The organism is Intestinimonas sp., from assembly GCF_026169115.1.
Lineage (GTDB): Bacteria > Bacillota > Clostridia > Oscillospirales > Oscillospiraceae > Intestinimonas.
Genome location: NZ_JAPFEA010000144.1, coordinates 1 through 12,049, shown reverse-complemented (window position 1 = coordinate 12,049; position 12,049 = coordinate 1). Strand labels below are relative to the sequence as shown.

At 65.4% G+C, this 12,049-nt stretch carries 9 protein-coding genes; all 9 read left to right on the top strand.

What is annotated here, in order from left to right:
* Positions 1-63 precede the first annotated feature (63 nt).
* The gene (locus Q0Y09_RS11955; RefSeq protein WP_297721975.1) at positions 64-1,281 is read left to right on the top strand and encodes an ABC transporter substrate-binding protein; all 1,218 of its coding nucleotides are present in this window, start codon (positions 64-66) and stop codon (positions 1,279-1,281) included.
* 179 nt (positions 1,282-1,460) lie between these two features.
* Positions 1,461-2,336 (top strand): branched-chain amino acid ABC transporter permease, encoded by an 876-nt coding sequence (locus Q0Y09_RS11950; RefSeq protein ID WP_297721971.1) that lies wholly within the window; start codon positions 1,461-1,463, stop codon positions 2,334-2,336.
* A 12-nt stretch (positions 2,337-2,348) separates the two neighbouring features.
* A complete protein-coding gene (locus Q0Y09_RS11945; RefSeq protein ID WP_297721968.1) occupies positions 2,349-3,521 on the top strand; it encodes a branched-chain amino acid ABC transporter permease in 1,173 nt (390 codons plus the stop codon).
* Complete coding sequence (locus tag Q0Y09_RS11940) at positions 3,514-4,362, top strand: ABC transporter ATP-binding protein (protein WP_297721964.1); 849 nt, start codon at positions 3,514-3,516, stop codon at positions 4,360-4,362. Before Q0Y09_RS11945 ends, Q0Y09_RS11940 begins: the two co-directional genes overlap by 8 nt.
* Positions 4,349-5,044, top strand: a complete 696-nt coding sequence (locus tag Q0Y09_RS11935; protein ID WP_297721961.1) for an ABC transporter ATP-binding protein — start codon at positions 4,349-4,351, stop codon at positions 5,042-5,044. Before Q0Y09_RS11940 ends, Q0Y09_RS11935 begins: the two co-directional genes overlap by 14 nt.
* A 144-nt stretch (positions 5,045-5,188) precedes the next feature.
* A complete protein-coding gene (gene metF / locus Q0Y09_RS11930; RefSeq protein ID WP_297721958.1) occupies positions 5,189-6,073 on the top strand; it encodes a methylenetetrahydrofolate reductase [NAD(P)H] in 885 nt (294 codons plus the stop codon).
* Positions 6,066-6,713: a Vitamin B12 dependent methionine synthase activation subunit gene (locus Q0Y09_RS11925; protein WP_297721956.1), complete on the top strand. Its 648-nt coding sequence runs from the start codon at positions 6,066-6,068 to the stop codon at positions 6,711-6,713. The genes metF and Q0Y09_RS11925 overlap by 8 nt, the downstream gene beginning before the upstream one ends.
* Before the next feature lie 32 nt (positions 6,714-6,745).
* A complete protein-coding gene (locus tag Q0Y09_RS11920; protein WP_297721953.1) occupies positions 6,746-9,121 on the top strand; it encodes a homocysteine S-methyltransferase family protein in 2,376 nt (791 codons plus the stop codon).
* A 132-nt stretch (positions 9,122-9,253) separates the two neighbouring features.
* On the top strand, positions 9,254-11,599 hold the full coding sequence (locus Q0Y09_RS11915) for an S-layer homology domain-containing protein (RefSeq protein ID WP_297721950.1): 2,346 nt from the start codon (positions 9,254-9,256) through the stop codon (positions 11,597-11,599).
* Positions 11,600-12,049: the final 450 nt, after the last annotated feature.

Sequence of the window (12,049 nt, the reverse complement as noted above, 5' to 3'; positions counted from 1 at the left end):
ATTCGTTCTCATATTAGGGACATTTTATCTCAGCCCAGAACGGACAAGGAGGAACCTGTGACCATGAAAAAGTTTCTTGCATTCGCCCTTTCCTGTTCCCTGGCCCTGACGGCTCTGGCCGGCTGCTCCAGCACGCCCCCCTCCAGCGCCGCCCCCGAGACCGGCGCACCCGAGGCCTCCGCCCCCGCCGCCCAGAGCGGCGACAAGGTCATCCGCATCGGCGTCTTTGAGCCCTCCACTGGCGACTCCGGCCCCGGTGGCAAGCAGGAGATGCTGGGCATGCAGTACGCCAACATCGAGACCCCCACCGTGGACCTCGGCGGGGAGACCTATACCGTCCAGCTGGTCTACGCCGACAACGGCTCCGACTCCGCCAAGGCCCCCACTGCCGCCGCCGACCTGGTGGCCCAGGATGTGGCCCTGGTGCTGGGCTCCTACGGCTCCGGCGTGTCCATGGCCGGCGGCCCCATCTTCGATGAGGCCGGTCTGGCCGCCATCGGCGTCACCTGCACCAACCCTGGCGTCACCGCCGGCAACGACTATTACTTCCGCATCTGCTTCCTGGACAACTTCCAGGCCCAGGTCCTGGTGAACTTCGCCGAGGAGAAGTTCTCCGCCAAGAAGGCTTATCTGCTGGGCGAACTGGGCAACGAGTACGACCAGGGTCTCATCAGCTACTTTGAGCAGACCTTCTCCGGCGAGGTGGTCAAGGACTCCTTCCCCGCCAACACCTCCGATTTCACCACCTACCTCAGCAAGGCCGTGGCCGAGGGCTGCGACGTCATCTTCTGCCCCGTGTCCATCGCCTACTCCACCCAGATCGTGAAGCTGGCCGCCGACATGGGTCTGGAAATCCCCATCCTGGGCTCCGACACCCTGGACAGCAATATGGTCCTGGAGGCCGCCGCCGGCTCCACCGTGAAGCTCTACGTCTCCACCTTCTATCAGGAGGGCGGCTCCGAGGCTTTTGACGAGGGCATCAAGGCTTACATCAACGGCGATTCCACCGCCATGACCAACAACGGCGGCAACGACACCATCGCCGCCGTCACCGCCATGGGCTACGACGCCTACTACGTGGCCCTGGAGGCCCTGAAGGCCGCCGGCTCCCCCGATCCCGCCGCCGTCAAGGCCGCCCTGCCCGGCGTCACCTACACCGGCGTGTCCGGCTCCATCGCCTTTGACGAGCAGGGCGACGCCGTCCGCGACACCGCCTACATCAAGACCGCCGACACCGCCAACGGCGTCTGGACCCTGGAGACCGTCCAGACTGCCAGCTGATCTCTGAAAAGAAACCGCAATGCCGCCTGGCGGGGCGACCCCCGTCAGGCGGCATCTTACCTGGGCACCGCGGCTCCCGCTGCGGCCCTCCATAGGGCCGTCTCGAAAGCTGCCCTTCCCGGCCGTTTTCGAGACGGTCTTATCCCATCCTAGTTGAGAAAGAAAGGGAGGTCGTCCCTGTGCAATACGCCGTATCCATCCTGCTCTCCGGCATTTCCCTGGGCGGACAGTACGCCCTCATCGCCATCGGCTACACCATGGTCTATGGCATCCTGCGCCTCATCAACTTCGCCCACGGCGACGTGTTCATGGTAGCGGGCCTCATGATGGTCTACCTCAGCGCGTCCCTGCCCCTGATGGCCAGCCTGCCCCTGATGCTCCTTCTCACTGTGCTGCTGGGCTTTGTCATTGAGCGGGCGGCCTACAAGCCCCTGCGCTCCGCCCCCCGCATGAGCGTCATGATCTCCGCCATCGGCGTGAGCTATCTGCTGCAAAACCTGGCCACCTACATCACCGGCGGTCTGCCCCAGATGTATCCCTCCCTGCCCTTCCTCTCCGAGTCGGTCACCATCCTGGGGGCCCCCACCAAGTGGGTCACCGTGGTCACCCCGGTGCTGGTCATCCTCCTGGTCCTGGCCCTCACCCAGCTCATCAACCGCACCAAGGTGGGCATGGCCATGCGGGCCGTGGCCAAGGACTTCGAGACCAGCCAGCTCATGGGCATCAAGATCAACTCCGTCATCTCGGTGACCTTCATCATCGGCTCCTTCCTGGCGGCGGTGGGCTCCATGCTCTACTTCACCAACTATCCCTCCATCGTGCCCCTCTCCGGCGCGCTGCCCGGACTGCGGGCCTTCGTGGCCGCCGTCTTCGGCGGCATCGGCTCCATCCCCGGCGCCGTCATCGGCGCCTTCCTCATCGGCATCTGCGAGAGCGTCATCAAGGGCTCCGACTGGAGCGTCTTCTCCGACGCCTTCACCTTCGCCCTCCTCATCGTGATCCTGGTGGTCAAGCCCACCGGCCTCTTCGGTGAGAAGGCCACCGACAAAGTGTAAGGGGGCGCTGATATGCTGCAACAGAAAAGCAAAAAGGGCGCCTTCCTCGCCCTGGTGTGCGTGGCCGCCCTGCTGGCCCTGGTGGTGGCGCTGGAAAACACCCTGGACCCCACCAAGAACATCCTCCTCTTCACCTCCCTGAAAAAGGGGGCCGTCTACGCTCTGGTGGCCGTGTCCATGAACCTGCTCAACGGCTTCACCGGTCTCTTCTCCCTGGGTCAGGCCGGCTTCATGCTCCTGGGCGCTTATACTTATGCCATCCTCACCATCCCCGTGGAGAGCCGGGAGAGCGTCTACTACCTCTATGGCGGCTCGGCAGTGAAGTTCTCCCTCCCCGACCTCTTCGGCGGGGCAGACACCGTTCCCGGCCTGGTGCTGGGCGTCCTCATCGCCCTCATTCTGGCCGGCTGCGTGGCCGCGGCGGTGGCCTGGCTCATCGGTCTGCCGGTCCTGCGGCTCAAGAGCGACTATCTGGCCATCGCCACCCTGGGCTTCGGCGAGATCATCCGGGCCATCTTCCAGTGGGACAAGCTGGGCCCCGTCACCAACGGCGCCAACGCCCTCAAGAACTTCCCCACCTTCTCCAGCTTCAACATCACCAATGCCGACGGCCAGGTGGTCTTCCGCCTGTCCACCTTCGTGGCCTTCCTCATCGCCGCAGTGTGCATCGCCCTCATCGTGCTCCTCATCAACTCCTCCTATGGCCGGGCCTTCAAGGCCATCCGGGAGGACGAGATCGCCGCCGAGGCCATGGGCGTCAACCTGGCCAAGCACAAGCGCCTGGCCTTCTGCGTGTCCTCCTTCTTTGCCGGGGTGGGCGGCGGCATGTTCGCCATGTTCGCCAACCAGGCCCAGGCCAAGACCTTCACCACCGCCATGACCTATGAAATCCTCCTCATCGTGGTCATCGGCGGCATCGGCTCGGTGTCCGGCTCGGCCATCGCCGCCTTCCTCTATGTGGCGGCCAGCGAGTGGTGGCTCCGCTTCCTGGACGCCGAGATGTGGGTCTTCGGCATCAAGGTCCCCTTCCTCCGCACCGGTTTCCGGATGGTGGTCTTCTCCATCATCATCATGATCGTGGTCCTCTTCTTCCGTCAGGGACTTATGGGGAGCCGGGAGCTGCCCGACCTCTTCCGACGGCGTCCCAGGAAGTCCCCCCGAAAGGCTGGTGAGCACAATGGCTGAAAACGTACTGCGGCTGGAGGACGTCACCATGCAGTTCGGCGGCGTGGTGGCCGTCAACAACCTGTCCCTGGAGGTGAACCGGGGGGAGATCGTGGCCCTCATCGGCCCCAACGGAGCCGGCAAGACCACCGCCTTCAACTGCATCACCGGGGTGTATGAGCCCACCAATGGCCGGGTGAGCCTGGCCGGGGAGGTCATCGTGGAGAACCATCCCCAGGGCAAGATGAAGACCATGTACCAGGGGGAAAACAGCGGCAAGTACACCGGCGTGGTCCGCCTCACCCCCGACCAGATCACCCAAAAGGGCATCGCCCGCACCTTCCAGAACATCCGGCTCTTCGGGGCCCTCACGGTCTTCGAGAACGTGCTGGTGGCCAAGCACATGCGCGCCAGGCAGAACTTCCTCTCCGCCGCCTTCCGCCTCAACAAAGCAGAGGAGAAGCGGATGCGGGAAGAGTCCATGGCTCTCCTGGAGGAACAGGGCCTGGCCCACCTGAAGGACGAGGTGGCCTCCTCCCTGCCCTATGGTCTCCAGCGCCGGCTGGAGATCGCCCGGGCCCTGGCCACCGACCCCAAGCTCCTCCTCCTGGACGAGCCGGCTGCCGGCATGAACCCCCAGGAGACCCAGGAGCTCACCGACTTCATCAAGCAGATCCGGACGGAGTACGACCTCTCCGTCTTCATGATCGAGCACCACATGGATCTGGTCATGCAGATCTCTGATCGGATCTATGTCCTGGACTTTGGTCGGCTCATCAGCCAGGGCACCCCGGAGGCCGTACAGAACGACCAGCGGGTCATTGACGCTTATTTGGGGGTGGCAGACGATGCTGAAGATTGACGACCTGCGGGTCAACTACGGCGGCATTGAGGCCGTGAAGGGGATCACCTTCGAGGTGCCGGAGCGGGAGATCGTCACCCTCATCGGGGCCAACGGCGCCGGCAAATCCACCACCCTCCGGGCCATCGCCGGACTGGTGAAGCCGGCCTCGGGGCGCATCCACCTCCAGGCCGAGGACATCACCAGCCTCTCCCCGGACCGCATCGTGTCCAAGGGCATCACCCTGGTCCCCGAGGGGCGGCATGTCTTCCCCGACCTCACGGTGCTGGAAAACCTGAAAATCGGCGCCTATCTCCGCACCGACAGCCTGGAGGATGACATCCGCTGGGTCTACGACCTCTTCCCCCGGCTCAAGGAGCGGTCCTGGCAGGCGGCTGGCACCCTCTCCGGCGGCGAGCAGCAGATGCTGGCCGTGGGGCGGGCCCTCATGTCCCGGCCCAAGCTCATGATGATGGACGAGCCCTCCCTGGGCCTGGCCCCGCTGGTGGTCAAGGGCATCTTCGACATCATCAAGGAGATCAACCGCCAGGGCGTCACCATCCTTCTCATTGAGCAGAACGCCAACATGGCCCTCCACACGGCGGACACCGCCTATGTGCTGGAGACTGGCCGCCTCACCATGCGGGGCACCGGCAGGGAGCTCCTCAGCGACGAGGCCGTCAAAAAAGCCTATCTGGGCTGAATACAGCAACGGGAGGACCGCCCTGCGGTCCTCCTTATTTTTCGCGCCGGCGCGGGATATGGCGGTCCGGCCGCAAGTTTTCGTTGCGCCGGACGCTTTACCGTGGTAAAATAACCCCCAGTCAATCAGAAGGAGCAGACCGATATGAAACTTTCCCAACTGCTCACCCAGGGGCGGGTCACCGTCTCCTGTGAGCTCTTTCCCCCCAAGACCGGCGCCGCCCTGGCCCGTGTGGAGGACGTCCTCCGGGACACCGCCGCCCTCTCCCCCGACTTCATCAGCGTCACCTACGGCGCCGGCGGCTCCACCTCCAAGCGCACCTTAGAGCTGGCCGCCCGGCTCCAGGATGTCTACCGGGTCCCCGCCCTGGCCCACCTCACCTGCGTCTCGTCCACCCGGGAGGAGGTCTCCGACATGGTGGGGCGGCTCCGCGCCGCCGGCATCGAAAATATCCTGGCCCTCCGGGGCGACCTGCCCCAGGACAGCTCCTTTCCCACCCCCGCGCACTACCACTATGCCAGCGAGCTCATCTCCCACATCCGCTCGCTGCCTGGCGGGGCGGACCTGTGCATCGGCGCCGCCTGCTACCCCGAGGGCCATGTGGAGTGCCCCCACTTCACCGCCGACCTGGACAATTTGAAGCGGAAGGTGGACGCCGGCGCCGACTTCCTCACCACCCAGATGTTCTTCGACAACGATGTGCTCTACCGCTTCCTCTTCCGGGCCTTGGACAAGGGCATCACCGTGCCCATTGTGGCCGGTATCATGCCCGTCATCACCGTGGCGCAGATCCGCCGTTCCTGCGAGCTCTCGGGCACCGTTATGCCCCCCCGGCTCCAGGGCATCGCCGACCGCTTCGGCGACGACCCCGCCGCCATGCGCCAGGCCGGCATCGCCTACGCCACCGAGCAGATCCTGGACCTCATCGCCCATGGCGTGGAGCACATCCACATCTACACCATGAACAAGCCGGAGGTGGCGGCCAGGATCATGGACAACCTCTCCTGCATCCTCCGTCCCCATGGCTGAGATCGACTGGAAGGAGGCCCGCCGGTACCTGGGCCTCCACCGCCCCGGCGGCAGGGTGGACGAACCGTTGGAGGAGGCCCTTCGCTCCTGCGGGGCGGAGCTGCTGGCCGCCGCCCGGCCCAGGGCGGTGTGGCGGCATTTTCCACTGACGGTGGAAAACGGGACGGTGACCTGCGCCGGCATGACCATCCCCAGCGCCCACCTAAGCCGCCATCTGAACGGCTGCGGGGAAGTGTATCTCTTCACCGCCACCCTGGGGGCGGAGACCGACCGACTCCTCCGCCGCTGCGCCGTCACCCAGGTGAGCCGGGCCGTCATTCTTCAAGCCTGCGCCGCCTCGCTGTTGGAGAACTACTGCGACGAGTGCTGCGATGGTCTGGCCCGGGAAGCAGCGCCGGAGGGGCTCTTTCTCCGGCCCCGGTTCAGCCCGGGCTACGGGGACTTCCCCATCGCCTTCCAGCGCCCCCTGCTGGAGGCCCTGGAGGCCCCCAGGCGCATCGGCCTCACCGCCACCGAAGCCATGATGCTCACCCCCACCAAGTCGGTCACCGCCCTGGTGGGGCTCTCCCCCACACCCTGGTGCCCTCCCACCGGCTGCGCCGCCTGCGGCAAAACGGACTGCGCCTTCCGGAAGGGATGACCCACACCTTTTTGCAGAAAGGAAGTTCCCCCATGGACATCAGAGAAGAACTCGCCCGCCGGGTGCTCCTGTTTGACGGCGGCATGGGCACCATGCTCCAGGCCGCCGGTCTCCCCGCCGGCCATGAGCCGGAGCTGTGGAACCTGGAGCGGCCCGACGCCGTCCGGGCCGTCCACGCCCAGTACCTGGCCGCCGGGGCCGATATCGTCACCACCAACACCTTCGGCGCCAACGCCGTCAAGCTCTCCGGCCACCCGGTGGAGGAGGTCGTCACCGCCGGCGTGACCCTGGCCCGGCAGGCCGTCGACGCGCATGGCGGCGGCTTTGTGGCATTGGACCTGGGCCCCACTGGCCGGCTGCTGCGGCCCATGGGGGACCTGGACTTCGAGGACGCCGTGTCCGCCTATGCCCCCGCCGTCCGGGCCGGAGCCGCCGCCAGGGCCGACCTGGTCCTCATTGAGACCATGAGCGACCTCTACGAGGCCAAAGCCGCCGTACTCTCCGCAAAGGAGAACTGCGATCTGCCCGTCTTCGTCTCGGTCACCTTGGATGAGACTGGCCGTATGCTCACCGGCGGGGACCTGTCTGCCGCCGTGGCCCTGCTGGAGGGCCTGGGGGTGGACGCCATCGGGCTCAACTGCGGCCTGGGGCCCGAGCAGATGGCCGAGCGCTTCCCGGAGCTCTGCGCCCTCACCTCCCTCCCCACCTTCCTCCAGCCCAACGCCGGCCTCCCCGAGTGCGTGGACGGCTGCACCCACTTCCGGGTGGGGCCCGAGGACTTTGCCGCCGCCATGGCCGGGCTGGTCAGGACGGGGCTGCGGGCGGCGGGGGGCTGCTGCGGCACCACCCCCGACCACATCCGGGCCCTCTCGGCAGCCTGCCGGGACCTGCCCGCCCTACCCGTCACACCCAAAGGCCGGACCTGGGTCTCCTCCTACGCCCGCACCGTGGTCTTTGGGAGCGACCCCGTTGTTATCGGCGAGCGCATCAACCCCACCGGCAAGCCCCGGCTCAAGGAGGCCCTCCGGGCCGGGGATATGGACTACGTCCTCCGGCTGGCCATCGAGCAGCAGGAGAAGGGGGCTCAGGTGCTGGACGTGAATGTGGGGCTGCCCGAGGTGGACGAGCCCGCCCTTCTCCCCCGGACGGTGGAGGAGCTCCAGGCCGTCACCGATCTCCCCCTCCAGATCGACACCAACCACCCCGGCGCCATGGCCGCCGCCATGCGCCGCTACAATGGCCGGCCCCTGGTCAACTCGGTGAGCGGCAAGGCCGAGAGCATGGCCGCCGTCTTCCCCCTCTTGAAAAAATACGGCGGCGCCGCCATCGCCCTCACCCTGGACGAGAACGGCATCCCCGCCACCGCCGAGGCGCGCCTGGCCATCGCCCGAAAGATCATCGACACCGCCGCCGGCTATGGCATCCCCAAAGAGGACCTCATCTTCGACCCTCTGGCCCTCACCATCAGCGCCGACCAGAGCGCCGCCGCCGTCACCCTGGAGACGGTCTCCCGCATCACCCGGGAGCTGGGCTGCCGCACCAGCCTGGGGGTGTCCAACGTCTCCTTCGGCCTGCCCCGGCGGGAGGCGGTCAACGCCGCCTTTTTCCTGCTGGCCCTGGAGCACGGCCTCTCCGCCGCCATCCTGAACCCCAGCTCCGCCCCCATGCTGGACGCCCTGCGGGCCTTCCGCGCTCTGCGGGGCCTGGACCCCAGCTGTCAGGACTACATCGCCGCCATGGCCGGGGAGACCGCCCCCGTCCCCGCCCCGCCCGCCGCCGGCCTGGACCTGGGCGCCGCCGTGGAGCGGGGCCTCAAGGAGAGCGCCGTGGCCGCCGCCCGGGCGGCCCTGGACCGGGGAGAGGCCCCCATGGACCTCATCCATTCCGGACTCATCCCCGCCCTGGACCGGGTGGGAGCCGCCTTTGAGACCGGGAAGCTCTACCTCCCCCAGCTCCTCATGAGCGCCGAGGCGGCCAAGGCCGTCTTTGAGCTCCTCCGGGGCGTTCTGACGGTAGAGGGGGACCGCCCCGCCGCCAAGGCCACCGTGGTCCTCTCCACCGTGAAGGGGGACGTCCACGACATCGGCAAGAACATCGTCAAGGTGCTGCTGGAAAACTACGGCTACCAGGTGGTGGACCTGGGGAAGGACGTCTCCCCCCGGGCGGTGACCGACGCCGTGGTGGCCGAGCACGCCGCCCTCTGCGGTCTCTCCGCCCTCATGACCACCACCGTGGGGGCCATGGAGGAGACCGTCGCCCTCCTCCGCCGGGAGGCTCCCTGGTGCAAAGTCATGGTGGGGGGCGCCGTCCTCACCGCCGACTACGCCCGGCGGATGGGGGCCGACTTCTACGGGAAGGACGCCATGAGCGACGTGCGCTACGCCGACGGCGTCACCGAGGCCCACTAAGCTCAGAAGTGGGTTTTTATGGAAAACGACACACTTCCAGTTGCTTTTTTCCACCATCAACGGTATACTTGGTATAAAGACCTTATGTCGACCTCTCTGGTCGACTACCACATGTCCATGGAGGTGCCCCGCATGAAAGTGAAACGACTGCTCTCCTGCCTGCTCTCGCTGGTCATGGTGTTTTCCCTGACCGCGCTGCCGGCATCCGCCGCCACGACCTTCCCCGACATCCAGACCCACTGGGCCAAGAGCTACATTGAGGCCATGACGGCCGCCGGGATGTTCAAGGGCTATGAGGACGGCAACTTCAAGCCGGAAAATCAGCTCACCACCGCCGAAGCCCTGGCCCTGTGCGCCCGCGCCATCGGCCTGGACTCCAGCACCACCATGGACATCGCCACCGACTACTATGACACGGTGAAGACTGCCCTCAACAACGAGCAGACCTGGTTTTATCAGGAGTTCTCCGTCTGTCTGGCCACCGGCATCCTCACCGCCTCTGACCTGAAGTCCCTCTACCGGTCCGGAGACCTCACCGACCCCATCGAAAAGGAGGATCTGGCCGTCTATCTGGTGCGGGCCATGCAGCTCGGACCCATGTCTGAGCGTCTCACCTCCTACCCCCTGACCTTTGACGACGCCTCCTCCATCTCCGGCGCGGCCAAGCCGTCGGTCTACCTGCTCCACGTCTACGGCATCGTGGAGGGCGACGAGTTCAACGACTTCAGTCCCAAGCTCAACGTCACCCGGGCCGTCATGGCCACCATGCTCACCCGGTCCATCGCCTATATGCAGGCCCATGGCACCTCTCCCGACCTGCCTGAATACACCGACTACGCCTTCCGCCAGGGCGTCATCGCCTCTTCCACCACGACCAACGGCGTCATTCAGCTCTCCCTCAACAGCGATCTCACCGGCGCCCCCATCGGCGTCGTCACCCTCCCCGCCAACGTGAAGATCTACGAAAACAACATGGAGAGCACCGCCGCCGCCCTGAAAAATGGCCGCCACGCCCGGGTCTGCCTGGACAGCACCGGCAGCCCCTTCGCCGTCCGGGTCAGCGCCGATCTGGAGGTCTTCACCGCCACCGTCAACGGCATCGACGGCCGGAATGTGGCCGTCACCGCCGACGGCTCTGGCCGTCTCTTTACCATGGACCGCTTCACCCAGGTCCAGATCGGCAGCAAGACCACCGGCGACTACTCCATCGTGAACTCCGGCGACAACTACACCACCGCCGTGTGCAAGGTGGATGACCAGGGCCGGCTGGTGGCCATCCAGTTCACCGGCGGCACCTCCACCGTGGAGGGCATCCTGGCCGACTATACCCGGGTCTCCACCAGCTCCGCCAAGGCTTCCATCCAGCTCATCGGCTTTGACGGCGTCACCCGGACCTACACCATCCCCGCCGACGCCACCGTCACCGTGGACGGCCTGGTGGACGACCTGAGCTCCAGCCACAGAAACAGCTATGTGGTCCTCCGGCTGCTGGACGAGGACGCCTCCGTCCAGTCCGCCGCCGTGGATACCAAGTCCAACTATGTCCAGGGCATCATCAAATCGGTGGACCGCTCGGACAACACCATCACCATCACCCGTCTGGCCAACGACCGCAACGCCACTTACGACGTCACCTCCTCCGCCATCATCACCTACAAGGGGGAGACCACTCGGCTCCGGGACCTGGACAAGAACGACTTCGTCACCATCCTTCTGGATGAGAAGGACGACGCCACCATGATCCAGGCCTATTCCAGCTCCACCACCGCCGAGGGCACCATCAGTGAGCGGACCTTCGGCTCCGGCAGCGACACCACCCTCACCTTTGTCATCACCCAGAAGGACGGCACCAAGGCCAGCTTCAAGGTGGACCTGTCCGATCCCCCCGCCGTGGAGCGGGACGAGGAGGACTCCACCGTGGATAAGCTCCGGGTGGGCGACGAGGTGGTCTTCACCATCCGCTACGGGGAGGTCACCCGCATCGAGGCCACCACCCAGAACGTCAACCTCACCGGCACCGTGGAGCGCATCATCCAGGAGAAGAGCGGCTACACCCTGGAGCTCCTCCTCTCCGACGGCGAAGAGGTCTCCTACACCGTGGACAGCACCGTCTCGGTCACCCAGAACAACAAGGAGGTGGCCCTCTCCTCGCTCAAGCCGGGCTACAAGCTGGGTCTGGCCGTCAACGGCGACCAGGTGGTGGCCATTGAGGTCCAGCAGGCCGTCAACACCGGCAACAAGGTCTCCGGCACCATCCTCTATGTGGACTACGCCGAGGATCTCATCTATCTCCGCGCCACCACCGACACCGGCGCTGAGGAGATGGTCACCGTAGAGGTCCCCTCCTCCGCCGTCCTCCTCAGCGCCGCCAGCGGCGCAGAGCTCTCCCTCCGGGATCTGGACTCCGGCAATGTCATCGAGGTCAACGGCGCCTACAACGGCACCCTCTTCCGCGCCACCGTCATCCTCCGCCAGTAAACACCTCTGGGCCGGAGCTCCCCAAACGTTCAAAATGCAAAACGCCCCCTGATGCCAGGCATCAGGGGGCGTTTAAGCCTGTCGACAAAGTCGACAGGCTCTCTCAAAAATGCAAGCATTTTTTCGAAGGGATGCAGCCTGCCGCGTCGCACTTCGTCAGTCCCCAAACAAAGCCGCTTTTTGGGGCTTTGTTTGGGGACCAACTCGCACGCTTGCAGGCTGAGCAGTGTTTTTTCCGAGGCACATGTCCCCGGAAAAAACAGATTTCAAGATTTACAATTCAAGTGCAACACATGGAGATAGGTAAAAAAGGAGTGACTCATAGGCGGCGATGCCCTAAAATGGTGTTTGTGGACAGCCAAGAAAGGGGCAGCATCCTATGAGTCACTACAAACACCTTACTATAGAAGAGCGGGAAAGTCTATACCTACTGAAGGGGCAGGGATACAG

Excerpts from the sequence above, each read along its gene's own strand:
- metF (WP_297721958.1), top strand. The coding sequence starts at position 5,189 with ATGAAACTTTCCCAACTGCTCACCCAGGGGCGGGTCACCGTCTCCTGT.
- Q0Y09_RS11920 (WP_297721953.1), top strand. The coding sequence starts at position 6,746 with ATGGACATCAGAGAAGAACTCGCCCGCCGGGTGCTCCTGTTTGACGGC.
- Q0Y09_RS11915 (WP_297721950.1), top strand. The coding sequence starts at position 9,254 with ATGAAAGTGAAACGACTGCTCTCCTGCCTGCTCTCGCTGGTCATGGTG.
- Q0Y09_RS11945 (WP_297721968.1), top strand. The coding sequence starts at position 2,349 with ATGCTGCAACAGAAAAGCAAAAAGGGCGCCTTCCTCGCCCTGGTGTGC.
- Q0Y09_RS11925 (WP_297721956.1), top strand. The coding sequence starts at position 6,066 with ATGGCTGAGATCGACTGGAAGGAGGCCCGCCGGTACCTGGGCCTCCAC.
- Q0Y09_RS11940 (WP_297721964.1), top strand. The coding sequence starts at position 3,514 with ATGGCTGAAAACGTACTGCGGCTGGAGGACGTCACCATGCAGTTCGGC.
- Q0Y09_RS11955 (WP_297721975.1), top strand. The coding sequence starts at position 64 with ATGAAAAAGTTTCTTGCATTCGCCCTTTCCTGTTCCCTGGCCCTGACG.
- Q0Y09_RS11935 (WP_297721961.1), top strand. The coding sequence starts at position 4,349 with ATGCTGAAGATTGACGACCTGCGGGTCAACTACGGCGGCATTGAGGCC.